Annotated in this window: 15 protein-coding genes; 2 read left to right on the top strand and 13 right to left on the bottom strand. The window is 68.0% G+C overall.

All coding sequences use genetic code 11. The features are described 5' to 3' along the window. Positions 1-19: 19 nt before the first annotated feature. From A5736_RS02810 to rplS, 3 genes are read right to left on the bottom strand one after another with little or no spacing between them, the layout of a single operon-like run. Entirely contained in the window at positions 20-739 is a 720-nt protein-coding gene (locus tag A5736_RS02810; RefSeq protein WP_076122807.1) for a ribonuclease HII, read from the bottom strand. A gap of 2 nt (positions 740-741) precedes the next feature. Beyond that, positions 742-1,626 carry a signal peptidase I gene (lepB, locus tag A5736_RS02805; protein ID WP_076244417.1) on the bottom strand — a complete coding sequence of 295 codons (885 nt, stop codon included), beginning with the start codon at positions 1,624-1,626 and terminating at the stop codon, positions 742-744. A gap of 54 nt (positions 1,627-1,680) precedes the next feature. After that, the gene (gene rplS / locus A5736_RS02800) at positions 1,681-2,022 is read right to left on the bottom strand and encodes a 50S ribosomal protein L19 (protein ID WP_076063490.1); all 342 of its coding nucleotides are present in this window, start codon (positions 2,020-2,022) and stop codon (positions 1,681-1,683) included. Positions 2,023-2,368: 346 nt separating this feature from the next. On the opposite strand from rplS, the gene A5736_RS02795 reads away from it, so the two are divergent. Further along, on the top strand, positions 2,369-3,340 hold the full coding sequence (locus A5736_RS02795) for a hypothetical protein (RefSeq protein ID WP_076244416.1): 972 nt from the start codon (positions 2,369-2,371) through the stop codon (positions 3,338-3,340). Here the strand turns inward: A5736_RS02795 and trmD are convergent. From trmD to A5736_RS02755, 8 genes are all read right to left on the bottom strand, one after another. Continuing rightward, positions 3,337-4,026 carry a tRNA (guanosine(37)-N1)-methyltransferase TrmD gene (gene trmD / locus A5736_RS02790; protein ID WP_076122804.1) on the bottom strand — a complete coding sequence of 230 codons (690 nt, stop codon included), beginning with the start codon at positions 4,024-4,026 and terminating at the stop codon, positions 3,337-3,339. The genes A5736_RS02795 and trmD overlap by 4 nt on opposite strands. A 2-nt stretch (positions 4,027-4,028) precedes the next feature. Beyond that, positions 4,029-4,553 (bottom strand): ribosome maturation factor RimM, encoded by a 525-nt coding sequence (gene rimM, locus A5736_RS02785; protein WP_076244414.1) that lies wholly within the window; start codon positions 4,551-4,553, stop codon positions 4,029-4,031. A 13-nt stretch (positions 4,554-4,566) separates the two neighbouring features. Further along, positions 4,567-4,809 (bottom strand): RNA-binding protein, encoded by a 243-nt coding sequence (locus A5736_RS02780; protein WP_003878715.1) that lies wholly within the window; start codon positions 4,807-4,809, stop codon positions 4,567-4,569. 5 nt (positions 4,810-4,814) lie between these two features. Further along, the gene (gene rpsP, locus A5736_RS02775) at positions 4,815-5,375 is read right to left on the bottom strand and encodes a 30S ribosomal protein S16 (RefSeq protein WP_076122802.1); all 561 of its coding nucleotides are present in this window, start codon (positions 5,373-5,375) and stop codon (positions 4,815-4,817) included. 161 nt (positions 5,376-5,536) lie between these two features. Beyond that, positions 5,537-5,968 carry a nuclear transport factor 2 family protein gene (locus A5736_RS02770; RefSeq protein ID WP_076122815.1) on the bottom strand — a complete coding sequence of 144 codons (432 nt, stop codon included), beginning with the start codon at positions 5,966-5,968 and terminating at the stop codon, positions 5,537-5,539. A 32-nt stretch (positions 5,969-6,000) separates the two neighbouring features. Continuing rightward, entirely contained in the window at positions 6,001-6,780 is a 780-nt protein-coding gene (locus tag A5736_RS02765) for a S9 family peptidase (protein ID WP_217695723.1), read from the bottom strand. 12 nt (positions 6,781-6,792) lie between these two features. Next, a complete protein-coding gene (locus A5736_RS02760; RefSeq protein WP_083667115.1) occupies positions 6,793-7,521 on the bottom strand; it encodes a tryptophan 2,3-dioxygenase family protein in 729 nt (242 codons plus the stop codon). An 82-nt stretch (positions 7,522-7,603) separates the two neighbouring features. Beyond that, positions 7,604-8,989: an NAD(P)/FAD-dependent oxidoreductase gene (locus tag A5736_RS02755; RefSeq protein ID WP_076244408.1), complete on the bottom strand. Its 1,386-nt coding sequence runs from the start codon at positions 8,987-8,989 to the stop codon at positions 7,604-7,606. A 79-nt stretch (positions 8,990-9,068) separates the two neighbouring features. Here A5736_RS02755 and A5736_RS02750 point away from each other — a divergent pair, with 79 nt between their 5' ends. Next, positions 9,069-9,944 (top strand): alpha/beta fold hydrolase, encoded by an 876-nt coding sequence (locus A5736_RS02750; protein WP_076244406.1) that lies wholly within the window; start codon positions 9,069-9,071, stop codon positions 9,942-9,944. Between the two features lie 78 nt (positions 9,945-10,022). On the opposite strand, the gene A5736_RS02745 is transcribed toward A5736_RS02750, so the two are convergent. Next, complete coding sequence (locus tag A5736_RS02745) at positions 10,023-10,823, bottom strand: class I SAM-dependent methyltransferase (protein WP_076244404.1); 801 nt, start codon at positions 10,821-10,823, stop codon at positions 10,023-10,025. A gap of 13 nt (positions 10,824-10,836) precedes the next feature. Then, positions 10,837-13,485: tryptophan 2,3-dioxygenase family protein (locus tag A5736_RS02740; RefSeq protein WP_139333094.1), on the bottom strand; the 2,649-nt coding region annotated here is incomplete at its 5' end.

The following is a 13,485-nucleotide window of genomic DNA, read 5'->3' as shown; positions in this document are numbered from 1 at the left end:
TCCTGGTCCCCATCTTTCCTCACGAATATTCGCCACCCAAGTCCGGTAGGTCCGGTTTACACTCCGCCACCACCCGGCCGTTTGACCCGTTCGCCACCCGCCGCACGTTGATGAACGAGTAGCGGTGCTCGGCGCAGGGGCCCAGCCGGTTCAGCGCCAGGCTGTGCGCGGGCGTGCCGTAGCCCTTGTGCTCGGCGAAGCCATAGCCGGGGTGCACGGCGTCCATCGCGACCATCAGCCGGTCGCGGCTGACTTTCGCCAGCACGCTGGCCGCGGCGATACAGGCGGCGGCCGCGTCCCCGCCGACGACCGGCAGCGAGGGCATCGGCAGCCCGGGCACCCGAAAGCCGTCGCTCAGCACATAGCCCGGACGCACCGACAGGCCGGCCACGGCGCGGCGCATGCCTTCGATGTTGGCCACGTGCACGCCGCGCCGGTCCACTTCGACCGACGGGATGAACACCACGTGGTAGGCCACGGCGTAGCGGCAGATCAGCGGGAACAGCTTCTCCCGCACCTTTTCGGTGAGCTTCTTCGAATCATCAAGGGCGGCAAGGCTTTCCAGCCGCCCGGTCCCCAACACACACGCGGCCACCACGAGCGGGCCCGCGCAGGCGCCGCGGCCGACCTCGTCGACCCCGGCCACCGGCCCCAGGCCGCTGCGGTGCAGCGCTGACTCCAGGGTTCGCAACCCCGACGACTTGCGGATCACCGTCCGCGGCGGCCAGGTCGTGGCCATCGCTACTGGCTCTGTTGGGGGTTCACCGAACCCACACCGCCCCATCGTGACGGCGGCCAGACGATGAACCTGGCCTTGCCGATGACATTGGGTACCGGCACCGTCCCCGACATCGGGTCACCGGTGCACAGCACACCCCGAAGCGCGTCGGCCGGAACGCTGGTGCAGTGCGCGCGCGAGTCCGCCGAGTGCGTGCGGTTGTCCCCCATTACCCACAGCCGGCCCTGCGGGACGGTGACCGGCCCGAACTCGCTGCCCAGGCACGGGTACACCGACGGGTCGGCCATCATGGTGGACGGATCCAGGTATGGCTCCTTGAGCGGTTTGCCGTTGACCGTCAACCCGGTGTCGGCCCGGCACTGCACGGTCTGCCCCCCGACCGCGATGACGCGCTTGACCAGATCGTTCTCGTCGGGCGGCACGAAACCGATGAACGACAGCGCGTTCTGGACCATGCGCAGCGCGGCGTTGGGTGAACGGATCGACTTGTACCCGACGTTCCACGACGGCGGTCCCTTGAAGACGATGACGTCACCGGGGTGCGGTGCGCCAAATCGGTAGCTGAGCTTGTCCACCATGATGCGGTCACCGACGCAGCCCGTGCAGCCGTGCAGCGTGGGTTCCATGGATTCCGACGGGATCAGGTAGGGGCGCGCCACGAACGTCAACATCACGTAGTAGAGGACGATCGCGATCACGGCCAGGATCGCGAGTTCGCGCAACGCGGACTTCTTCTTCGCCTCCGGCTCGACCGCCTCGGGCGGCAAGAGGGGCTTTGGTGCCGGCTCGAGCCCGTCGCCGGGCGCCTCCGGGTCGCGGGTGGAGACCTTCGGCTCTGACTGACCAGCGTCGGACTGGGGCTCGGGTGCGTCCGGGGTATCGGTCACGAGATCAGCGTAGCCAGCGCGGATTGCGGCTTTGGCAGACCTGGGCGCACCGGGTCAGCGCTTCTCTTTGATCTTGGCCTTCTTGCCGCGGAGTTCACGCAGGTAGTACAGCTTGGCGCGGCGGACGTCGCCACGGGTCACCACCTCGATGTGGTCGATGTTCGGCGAATGCACCGGGAAAGTCCGCTCGACGCCGACGCCATAGCTTTCCTTGCGCACGGTGAACGTCTCGCGGATGCCGCCGCCCTGCCGGCGGATGACGACGCCCTTGAATACCTGGATGCGCTCTTTGGCGCCCTCGATCACCTTGACGTGCACGTTGATGGTGTCGCCCGGGCCGAAGACCGGGAGGTCGTCGCGCAGCGACGCCTGGTCGACGAAGTCCAGCCTGTTCATGGTGAGAAAACACTTCCTCGGGGTCGCGGCCTGGGGCAGCTGCCCACACGTGTGAGCCGGCCGCCAAGCCGATGGGTGTTCGGGCTTCCGGGCGTATCTCGCAGCGGACGGGGAAGGTCCGGGCCGCTGATGGCCGCGAGACAACTGGTCAATTGTGCCAGACGGCCCGCGTGCATTGAAAATCACAGGTAAACCCGCGGTTCACAACGCGCCGAAATCGCTGGTGAATGGTACACATGACTCGGGTCAAAACGCGCTAGTCGAACCGCACCTCAGCGTGATGCCCGGGCAGACGGCGATGCGGCCCGCCCACACGAACGTTTTCCCAGACGTCCGGAGGAGACTGATGCGCGCACGGCCGCTCACTGTGCTCACCGCCATGGCGGCGGTGACGCTGGTGATCGCCGGCTGCGACGAGGCCATCGTTTCGGCGAAGGTCTCCCCGAAGGCGGCCAGCCGGCCGGCGCACACCACGCCCGATCACCCGGCGCAGCCCCCGCAACACGTCGAACTCATGCGGGACGTCGGCTCGATGCCCGCGCCACCGCAGGCGCTGCCCAGCTCCGGGTTCGACGGACTGCAGGCGCGGGTTCAGCAGGCGACCGACGAGGCCGCCGCGGCCGGCGCCGCCCTGTCGGTAGCCATCCTCGACCGCAAGACCCATCAGCTGGTCTCCAGCGGCAACACCCAGATCGTCGGCACCGCATCGGTGGCCAAGCTCTTCATCGCCGACGATCTGCTACTGGCCGAATCCGAGGGCAAGACCGTCCTGACCCCGGACGACCGCCAGGCGCTGGATGCCATGTTGCAGTCCTCCGACGACGGCGCCGCCGAGAAATTCTGGGGCCAGGGCGGCGGAGACGCCATCATCACCCAGGTCGCGGGCCGCTACGGGCTGTCGTCGACCACCCCGCCCAGCGACGGGCGCTGGTGGAACACCATGAGCTCGCTGACGGACCTGGTCCGCTACTACGATGTCCTGCTCGACGGCTCCGGCGGGTTGCCGGCGGAGCGCGCCAAGATCATCGTCAACGATCTGGCGCAGTCCACCCCGAACGGAATCGACGGCTACCCACAGCGATTCGGCATTCCGGATGGCCTGTACGCCGAATCGGTGGCGGTCAAGCAGGGTTGGATGTGCTGTATCGGCAGCGCGTGGGTGCATCTGTCGACCGGACTGATCGGCGCGGACCACCGCTACATCATGGTGGTCCAGTCGCTGCAGACGTCCGATGACACCACCGCACGCGACACGATCACCCGTGCGGTCAAGACGATATTTCCCCACGGCCGAATCGGATCCACCCCCGCCGATTAGTCGCCGGACAGGTCGGGCCGGCGCTCCCGGGTCCGCTCCTGCGAAACCTCGCGACGCCAGGCGGCGATTCGCGCATGATCGCCCGATAGCAGAACGTCGGGAACGTCGAGGCCACGCCAGCTCGGGGGCCGGGTATAGCTCGGCCCCTCTAGGAGCCGGTCCAGTTGCGGCGAATGCGAATCCTCGCGATGTGACGCGGGATTGCCCAGCACGCCGGTCAGCAGCCGCAACACCGCTTCGATCATCACGACGGCCGCCGACTCCCCGCCCGGCAGCACATAGTCGCCGATCGAGACCTCTTCCACCCGCATCCGGCGGCCGGCATCCTCGACGACCCGCTGATCGATGCCTTCGTAGCGGCCACAGGCGAACACCAGGTGCGCCTCGCCGCTCCAGCGCTGGGCGGTGGCCTGCTTGAACAACGTGCCAGCGGGAGTGGGAACGACCAATAGTGTTTCGGCGGAACAGATTTCGTCGAGCGCTTCGCCCCACACGGGCGCCTTCATCACCATGCCCGGACCGCCGCCGTAGGGCGCATCATCGACCGAGCGATGCACATCGTGCGTCCACCGCCGCAGATCGTGCACCCGCAGGTCGACCAGACCCGACTCGATCGCCTTGCCCGGCAACGACTGTCGCAGCGGGTCCAGATACGCCGGGAAGATCGTCACCACATCGATGCGCATGACTACCCCAGCTCCAGCAGGCCCTCGGGCGGGTCGATCTCGACCACGCCGTCGTTCAGCGACACCGACGTGACGATCGCGCCGACGAACGGCACCAGCACTTCCCCGTCGCCATCGTGTCGCACCGCCAGCAATTCGCCCGCCGCCGTATGCAGCACCTCGGCAACGACGCCGACGTCCTGCCCCGTCGTCGTCCGGACGCGCAGGCCCTCGAGCTGATGGTCGTAGTAGGTGTCCGGCTCGTCGATCGGCGGCAGGTCATCGGAATCCACCACGAAAAGGCTGCCGCGCAACGCCTCGGCGGCGTCGCGGTCGTCCACTCCCGTCAACCGCACCAGCAGCCGTCCGCCGTGCTCGCGGACGTCGGCGACGACATAGCTGCGCTCCGGGCCGTCGCCTCGAGATTGCCTGGCGCGCAACGTAACACCGGGCGCAAACCGGGCGGCGGGATCGTCGGTGTGGACCTCCACCACCACCTCACCGCTGATGCCGTGCGCTTTGGCGACGCGCCCGACGAGCAGCTCCATGAGCAGCGCTGCCCTACTGGTCGGTGTCCACCACGTCGACGCGGATACCGCGGCCACCGATGCCGGCGACCAGCGTGCGCAATGCGGTCGCGGTCCGTCCCCCCCGACCGATCACTTTGCCCAGGTCGTCGGGATGAACATGTACTTCGACGGTTCGGCCGCGCCGGCTGGTCACCATGTCCACCCGGACATCGTCGGGGTTGTCGACGATCCCCCGAACCAGATGCTCGACGGCATCCACCACGACGGTGCTCACGACAGTCAGCTTTCGGTGGTCGGTTCGGACTGCTCGCCGCCCTCGGCCGGCGCCTCAGCCTTCTCGGCTTCGGGGCTGGCTTCGGCGCTGGGCTCAGCGCTCGTCTCGGGAGCGGCCTCGGCGGCGGGCTCAGCGCTCGTTTCGGGAGCGGGCTCGGCGGCCTTGGCGGCCTTCTTGGCCGGGGCCTTCTTCTTCGGCTTCGCGGCCTCGGTGGTGGGTTCGCCCTCGGCGGCGGCCAGCGCGGCGTTGAACAGCTCGAGCTTGCTGGGCTTGGCCGGCTTGACCTTCAGGCGGCCCTCCGCGCCGGGCAGCCCCTTGAACTTCTGCCAGTCGCCGGTGATCTTCAGCAGTTTGAGCACGGGCTCGGTGGGCTGGGCGCCCACGGAAAGCCAGTACTGGGCACGCTCGGAGTTGATCTCGATGAGGCTCGGGTCTTCCTTCGGGTGGTAGCGGCCGATGACCTCGATCGAACGGCCGTCGCGCCGCGTGCGTGCGTCGGCGACGGCGATTCGGTACTGGGGATTGCGGATTTTGCCAAGCCGAGTCAGCTTGATCTTCACAGCCATGGTTAAGCCAGTTCTCCTGTGTGTGTCACGCTGCAATTCAGCGATCCGGGCGGATTGCCCGGATCCGGTTTTGCCTCGCGTGTGTGACCGCCCAACGGCCGTAGTCGCGGGGCGGACAGCCGCCCATTGTGCCAGAACGCGGACCCCCGGCGGAAATTCGCCTACATCACCTTCTGGAACGTCTTGGTCTCCACCCGCCGCGTCATCCGCCAGCCCTCGGGGGTGCGCACGAACTCGTCGTCGTACCACAGGCCGCAAAACAGCACCTGCTCTTGTTTTGCTTGGGGGTCGCCGGGCAGCACCATCGGGTTGAAGCAGATCACCCTCGACGAGGCGGTGTCCCCGTCGATGCGCACCGAGAAGTTGCCGAGCATGTGCGCATACACCGGGAAGGTCGGCAACACCTCGGACAGCCACTTCTTCACCTCGGGGTAGCGGCCATCGATGCCGCCGAGCTCGCGGTAGTCAATGTAGGCGTCGGGGGTGAAGACCTTGTCCAAATCGTCGAAGCGGCGGTTGTCAATGGCGGTGGAATAGTCCACCAGCAGCTGCTGGATCTCGAGGCGGTCGGATATTTCGGCCAGGCTCAACATGCCTTGATTCAACACCGCGGCCCGACGGCCGGCTACGCGAGATCGATGACCGCCGCGCGGCACGCCGCCCACGCGGGCGAGGTCACGTCGATGAGCGCGTAGTGATCGGTGCCGGGGAGCGTCAGCAGCCGGGAGTCGTCGCCGGCGTGCCGAGCCGCCGCGACGAAGCGCTCCGACTGAACCAGTGGCACGTCGCCGTCGTCGGTGCCGTGCACGCAAACCGAGGGAACGCCCATCGGAAGCAGGGCGCTGGGGCTGGCCAGCGAGCGGTCCTCGGCGTCGCTCACCGGGCCGCCGAGGAAGTAGCGGACCGCCCCGGCGCCCAGGTCCTCCTCGAGCGCGAGTGCCAGGTCCAGGACTCCCGCCTGGCTGACGAAGCCGGTCAGCGCCACGAGGGGCGAGGCCCCGGGCGCGCCGGCGGGCAGCGACTTCCGGCCGGCCAGCCAGCCGGCGAGCTGACCTCCCGCGGAGTGCCCGATCGCGACGACCCGCGACAGGTCGAGGCGACCCGCTGCCAGGGTTTGGCCGGTCGCGGCGAGCAGGTCGACGGCGGCGGCGACGTCGAGGCAGGTGGCCGGCCAGCCACCGCCCCCGCCCTCTGGGTCCTCGCCCACCCTGCGGTATTCGACGTTCCAGGCGGCGAAGCCGTGCCGCGCGAGATCCTCGGCCAGATCGGAGGTCAGGTCGGCGCCGTAGGCCGTCCGCCAGAACCCGCCGTGGATGACGACGGCAATCGGCCAGGGACCCGGGCCTTCGGGAAGGCTGAGCACGCCGTACTGGCTCGGATGGGTGCCGTAGCGTACGAGCGTCACGCGCAACGTGTCCTACGACGGGCGGGGAGTCCCGTCCAGGCAATCGATCAGGTAGCTGACCCCGGCCGAGCCCCCGGTGCCCGGGCCGTCGCCGATGAAACGGCGAACCGCGTCCAGGTGGCCGAGCCGCCAGCGGGTGAGGCCGGCGATGAAGACGTCGAGCTGCGCGTTCAAGTGCAGTTTCTGCCGGCGGCCGGCGCTGTCGCCGCGCCGATCGGCGGCGATCTCGAGCAGCCCCGCCACGGGGGCGTGGTCCGCGCCCGTCAGCAAGGTCGCGAGCTGAGGGGACTGTGCGGCGCTCACGCCCTGCAAGTGAGGTCGGAACCGGTGGAAGTCGTCCACCGCGAGATGTTCCAGGGCGCCCTGCGTCGCAAGCGTCAGTTCCAGCACGGCATTGGCGCGCTTCAAGCGATCGATCGCCTTGTCGAAATCCGCAAGGCGAGCGGCCTCGAGCGCGACCTCGAGGTCCGCGAGAATCTGCGAAACCCACAGCTCAGAGACTTGGTGGATGATCAGGAAGAATCTCTCGTCGCCCCAGGCGGCGGCGTCGCCGTTGGCGAACAAAGGCCGGACGGCGTCGAGCAGGCCGTCGAGGTGCAGGTAGTCAGCGTAGGTGAGCCTCTTGTCCCCGGCAGTCCGCTCGGCCTCGCCGTCGTCATGGTCCGAAAGACCACTGGCCGGGCATACCGCGGGAATTACATTCACCGAACCGGCATGCGTTGCCCACCCGTTACTCCCCATGTGTGGCACCGTACCCGAGCATTTGCCCGCCGGGGCCGTATTCCACGATGTCGTTGTCGGGCTCGACCCAGGGCGAAAGCGCTCAGGGGCCCCCTGCGCGCAGACCCTCCACCCCGGTGGCTCGGGCCGTTTTGGGGCGCCGGTTTGCTGCGACGATCCGCATCAGGAACGAGGGCTGCATGAGCCGGCCCGGTGGGTCGACAAAGTGCTGCACCCGCAGGAGCGCTTCGGTGACCGCCGGGTCGTTGGCGGCGGCTGCCTGCACCTTCTCGGAGTGCCAGTTCATCAAGCGCCGTAGGGCCCGACGCCAACCACCCGCCTGGGACACGGCGAAATCGTTGAGCCGGTTTCCCCGCCACACGGGGGCGATCTGCTTGGCGGCCGCCTTGAAGAATCGCCGGCTCAGGTCGCCGTCGCGATCGGCCAGACAGTCTCGAAGCGCCACGGCCTGCAGCGCGGCCATGGTCATGCCCTGCATGTACACCGGGTTGAAGCTGCAGATCGCGTCGCCGATCACCAGCAGCCCCGCCGGGAATCGGCGCAGCTTGTCATAGCGCCGCCAGGTGCTCGCCGGGTACCGCTGCGCGGACAACGCACCGAGCGGCTCGGCCGCCCGCAGCGCATCGATCAGAAAAGCCGGCGCGAATTCCGCGGCGCAGTCGATGACGCCGGGCAGGTCGTCGGGCAGTTCGTAGCCGCCCACGCCGAACAGGGTCAGAATCCAGGTGCCGTGCTCGTAGGCCACCACCACCACGCCGACCGGTCGGTCGGGCGTGATGCCGACCGAGATCGCGTTCTCGTCGAGCATGCCTTCGGGAATGCGCAGAAATTGACTGGCGTAGCTCAGCTGCACCGGGTAGCGCTGTTCGACGGGTCGCTCGTAGCCGAGGTTGTCGAGGAACGCCGGCATGCGCGCGGCCCGGCCCGTCGCATCGACCACCATGTCGGCGTCCAGCACGGTTTCCGCACCGGTGTCGCGGTTGACCACCCGAACACCGGTCACCCGATGGGCCGGGTCGGCGATCGGCTCGACGACGTCATGGCCCTCCAGGAACGTCACGTTCGCGAGGGCGCGGACCCGTCGCCGGACGTGGGACTCCAAAAATGGCCGGCTCGGTTGATAGATGAAAAGCGCTGCCGGGTCGGCGAATTCGCCGGAGAGGTCGAGCTCGTGCTGGCCCAACCGGACATAGGCGCGGGATTGGTCGTTGTCGAGGACGATGGCGCCCCCGGCGACGAGTTCGTCGAGCAGGCCGGGGAACAGCTCGCCCAGGGCTGTCGACCCCGTGCTCAATAGCGCATGAAAGTGCCGTCCCTGGGGCACGCCGCGCCGCTGTTCGGCGCCGTCGGGCAGCCGGTCGCGCTCGACCAGTGTCACCGTTTCGTAAAAGTCCGACAGCACTCGGGCGGCCAGCAGCCCGGCCATGCTCGCGCCGCAGACAACGGCTCGCTGTCCGAGCTTGCTCATCGGCACTCCCCTCCTCCCGCGCTGCTGCAAGTATGGCTTCTGTACCGCTTCTGTATGGCGTAAAGGGAGTCTCGCAGGGATGAAGTCAGACGATCGCGCCGATACGGGCGAGGTAGTACGGCTGGCGGACGGGCGCGGAATCGGCTTCGCCGAGTACGGCAACCGCGACGGGCCGGCGCTGTTCTACTTTCACGGCGATCCCGGTTCTCGGCTCGAGGCAAGGTTTTTGGCGCAGGCCGCCGAGGATGCCGGGGTCCGCCTGCTTGGCGTGGATCGCCCGGGCATGGGGCTCTCGACCTATCAACCCCGGCGCCGGCTGCTCGATTGGCCCGACGATGTGGCCGAGCTTGCCGACCGGCTGGGTATCGACCGGTTCTCGGTCATCGGGGTCGCCAGTGGTGGGCCCCACGCGGCGGCGTGCGCCTACCGGTTCCCGGGCCGGCTCAAGGCCTGCGGCCTGGTCTCGCCCCTCGGCCCCTTCGGCGCGGCCAGGGCCCTGCTGTCCAGGTCGATCCCGTGGGTCGTCACCCCGCTCACGTCTCGCTTGTTCGCCGACCCGGAGCGCGGTGAGCGCCGGTTGCGGCGCCTGGCGCGCGGCTGGGTCGAAGCGGATCGGCGGGTCCTCGACCAACCCGGGGTCGCCGAGCTGATGGCCGCGGTGCTCGCCGACGCGTTCCGGCAAGGCCCGCGCGGTCCGGCCCGCGAGGGCGCAATATTCGGGCGCCCGTGGGGTTTCTCCTGGCGCGACATCGAGATGTCCGAGGTGTATCTCTGGCACGGCGAGCTCGACCGCTCGGTACCGATCGGCGTGGCCCGCGCGGTCGCCGACGAACTACCGCACTGCACCGCCACCTACTACCCCGACGAAGGACACATCTCCCTGATCGTCAATCGCGCCGGCGACCTTGTGGCCGCCCTCACGAGTGGCGGACCACAAGATGGCGGCGCGCCGTAGACCCACGACTGCGCTCCAACTGCCGTCGCGGCTGGTGATTCCTTGCGTAGCTGGGTTATTCGTCGGTGCTCGAACAGTTCACCGGGACCGCGGTTCGTGATCCTGGTGACGATTGCCGGGTTGCCGTGCGCGACTCGCAACCACCACCATCGCGCCCCGCGCTCGGCGGAATTCGACGTTCATCGCCGGGTCCGCATCATGGGCGAGCGCACGCAGCGCCGACAGGCTATAAGCGCGTAGTGCGCTGATTACCTCGTCGTGTATCAGCGGCACTAGCGCAGCAAACGGCAGCGTGAGTGCCAGCATCATCAAGTGGACCGGTGCCGACGGCCTGTGGGCGTCAATGATCAACAACTTGTCTGCAGCGCGGGTCCCTTCGGCGAACACCCGGGAGGCCTGAGCAGGCGGCAAGTGATGCAACGACAGCGCAAACACCGCGAGGTCGTAAGCCCCGTCTTCCGCGTCGATTGCGGCGGCATCCATCTCGCGCACCGTGGCGCGGGGGTGACTGCCGAGGTCACTGGTGGCAATGGCCGCCACAAACGTGGGATCGATGTCGGTCACCGTCACCTGAGCGGTGGGATGAAGCTCCAGCAGCTTGCGGGACAGCCCGCCGTGACCGGACCCGAGTTCTAAGACCTTGGGAGAGGAGATATTGGCCACCTCATCAAGAACCATACGGGCGCCCGTCGTGTGCAGGGCAAACAACCGTTCGACCCTGTCAAGCGAGCGAATCACCCTGCGCTTGAGTTTGTCTACATCGTCGCGATCGAGGTATTCCAGCCGGTTGGTCTGCAACCGCCGGTCCAGCCAGGAGGCGTCAGGCCCGCCCCGGGGCATGGTCGCGATGTCGCGAGCCGGCTCGTCGATGTTCGCCATAGTGGGTGCCTCCTTATGATGGGCGGCTTGCCTCGATCAATTGATCGATCAGGTAGTCGACGCCGGCGCTGCCGCCGGTGCCTCGGTCTCCCCCAATGAAGCGGCGGACTGCGTCCACGTGCGCCAGCCGCCACCGTGTCAGGCCCGCGATGAACACATCGAGCTGCGCGCCCAGTTGCAGTTTCAGTCGGCGGTCGCCGCGGTCGTCGTCGCGCCGATCGGCGGCAATCTCGAGGAGGCCCTTCACCGGAGCGTGTCGAACACCCCGCAGCAAGATTTCGAATTGCGCCGACTGTGCCGCGCTCACACCCTGTAATCGGGGCCGGAACCGATGGAAGTCATCCACCGCAAGATGTTGTAGGGCACCCTGTGTCGTCAACATCAGTTCGAGCACGGCGTTGGCGCGCTTCAAGCGTTCGATCGCCCTGTCGAAGTCCGCCAGGCGGGCGGCCTCCAGCGCGACCTCGAGGTCGGCGAGGATCTGCGAAGCCCACAGTTCGGAGGTTTGGTGGATGATCAGGAAGTATCTTTCGTCGCCCCAAGCGCAGCGGTCGCCGTCTGCGAACAAGGGCTGGACGGCGTCGAGCAGCTGATCGAGGTGCAGGTAATCGTCGTAGCGCAGTCTGCTCTTGTCCCCCGGCTTGGGTTCGGCCGCGATGTCGGCGGGAGCCAAGCCTCCCCCACCGCTTCGCACATGCGCGCAGATGCCGCCGAGGGCGTCAAACCACAACCGGCTGAGCTGGGTGACCTGCTCGCGATCCAGGGCCGATGGCGCCCACGTCCACTGGGCGTGCAGTTGCGGGCCGGCGTCGGTGTCGACGGTGACGGCGTTGACGGCCGCGGTGTGCGCCAGCGGCATGGCGCGGCCGGCGCCGCCGCTGTCTGTGAACGACGACCCCCAATAGCCGATCCGCCAGACATCACCATCGGCCGAAGCATCGAGCACCGGTACACCCAGGCGCCCCAGGTAGTTGAACCCGATCGGCGGGTCGGACCCGGCCAGATCAACATCGGTGTTCAGATAGCGCAGCAGCCCATAGGTCACGGGCCGGGGTAGGGCACGAAGTTGCGCGATAGCGTCCTTGATCACCAGGCCCAGTGCTGATTCGCCGGCCGTCACCTGCGCCCAAGGCAGCCCGCCTACCTTCAACGACACCGGGGATTTGGTGGTGAACCACCCCACGGTGCGCGACAGGTCAACATTCGGGGCCAGTTCCTCGTCGCGCCCGTGGCCCTCGACGTCGATGCCGATCGGGGTGTCGCCGGTGCCCAAAAACTCCGCCCAGGCCAAGGCGAACGCGATCAGCAGGATCTCGTGCACCCCGGCATCACACCCGGCGGGCACCTCGCCGAGCAGCATGCGGGTGGTCCCGACGTCCAGCGACGCCTCCATGTGCTCAGCCGTGACAAACGTATCGACGTCGGGGTGAACTGCGGGCAGCGCGGGAGGGATCGCCACGACCTCCCTCCAGGCGTCCGCTTGGCCCACGACTTCCGGGCAGCGCGCGTGCTCGGCCAGCAGCGACGCCCAGCGGGCAAACGATGTCCCCGCCGCGGGCAATACCACTTGCCGGCCCACCCGGTGTTGACTCCAGGCGGTGTTGAGGTCATCCAGCAATATCCGCCACGACACCACGTCGACGGCCAGATGATTTGCGATCAGCGCCAATTGGCGGGTGGAAGCGACCCACAGCGCGCTGAGTACCGCCCCGGCGGCCGGATTCAACCGAGATTGCGCCTCCGCCAGCGCCTCGTCGGACCACACGTCCACCGAGTGCAGGCAATCGCTCGCATCCACCGAGCCCGCGCCGGGCACCTGTAGAGACCAGCCGCCAGCGTCGTCGTCGACCCTGAGCCGCAGCATGGCATGCCGATCCAGCAAGGCCTGCAGCATGACCACCACGTCGGCCTCGCTGACCCCCGAGGGAGCCTGCAACAACGCCATCAGATTGAACTGCTCAACCGGACCCTGAACACTTTGCAGCCAACGCATGATCGGGGTAGCCAACACCGGCCCGACACCCTCGTCGATCGGGCCGGCCGCACCGTCGGCAATTCCAACCACCCGGGCCAGCCGGGCCACCGTCGGCTCGACGAAAATATCGCGCGGCCTGCACATCAGGCCGGCGGCACGGGCCTGCGCCACCACCTGCATCGACGAAATGCTGTCGCCGCCGAGGTCGAAGAAGGAGTCGTCGATGCTGACGTGGTCGTGTCCGAGTGTGTGGGCGTAGATGGCGGCCAGGATTTCTTCGGTGGGGGTGGTGGGGGCGCGGTAGGCGCTGGTGGTGTAGTCGGGTGCGGGGAGGGCGGCGGTGTCGAGTTTGCCGTTGACCGTCAGCGGTAGCGCGTCTACGGCGATTAGCGCGGCGGGGATCATGTAGGCCGGTAGCCGTTGGGCTAGTTGGTCGCGGATGGTGGCGGGGTTGGCGGTGCCGGTGATGTAGGCGATGAGGCGTTTGTCGCCGGGGCGGTCTTCGCGGGCGATGACCGCGGCTTGTTGGACCCCGTCGAGTTGGGTTAGGGCGGCGCGGATTTCGCCGAGCTCGATGCGGTAGCCGCGGATTTTGACCTGCTCATCGGCGCGGCCCACGTAGTCGAGTTGGCCATCGGCACGCCAGCGCACCAGATCCCCGGTGCGATACATCCGCGTTCCCGGCGC

Origin of the sequence: Mycobacterium sp. SP-6446, assembly GCF_001954045.1 — a bacterium.
GTDB lineage: Bacteria > Actinomycetota > Actinomycetes > Mycobacteriales > Mycobacteriaceae > Mycobacterium.
Note: the sequence above shows the minus strand (reverse complement) of the source record. Positions and strands in the feature narration are given on the sequence as shown.

Coding starts and splice junctions, on each gene's coding strand:
- A5736_RS02810 (WP_076122807.1), bottom strand. CDS start 739: ATGGCCACGACCTGGCCGCCGCGGACGGTGATCCGCAAGTCGTCGGGG.
- rplS (WP_076063490.1), bottom strand. CDS start 2,022: ATGAACAGGCTGGACTTCGTCGACCAGGCGTCGCTGCGCGACGACCTC.
- A5736_RS02795 (WP_076244416.1), top strand. CDS start 2,369: ATGCGCGCACGGCCGCTCACTGTGCTCACCGCCATGGCGGCGGTGACG.
- trmD (WP_076122804.1), bottom strand. CDS start 4,026: ATGCGCATCGATGTGGTGACGATCTTCCCGGCGTATCTGGACCCGCTG.
- rimM (WP_076244414.1), bottom strand. CDS start 4,553: ATGGAGCTGCTCGTCGGGCGCGTCGCCAAAGCGCACGGCATCAGCGGT.
- rpsP (WP_076122802.1), bottom strand. CDS start 5,375: ATGGCTGTGAAGATCAAGCTGACTCGGCTTGGCAAAATCCGCAATCCC.
- A5736_RS02770 (WP_076122815.1), bottom strand. CDS start 5,968: ATGTTGAGCCTGGCCGAAATATCCGACCGCCTCGAGATCCAGCAGCTG.
- A5736_RS02760 (WP_083667115.1), bottom strand. CDS start 7,521: ATGGGGAGTAACGGGTGGGCAACGCATGCCGGTTCGGTGAATGTAATT.
- A5736_RS02755 (WP_076244408.1), bottom strand. CDS start 8,989: ATGAGCAAGCTCGGACAGCGAGCCGTTGTCTGCGGCGCGAGCATGGCC.
- A5736_RS02750 (WP_076244406.1), top strand. CDS start 9,069: ATGAAGTCAGACGATCGCGCCGATACGGGCGAGGTAGTACGGCTGGCG.
- A5736_RS02745 (WP_076244404.1), bottom strand. CDS start 10,823: ATGGCGAACATCGACGAGCCGGCTCGCGACATCGCGACCATGCCCCGG.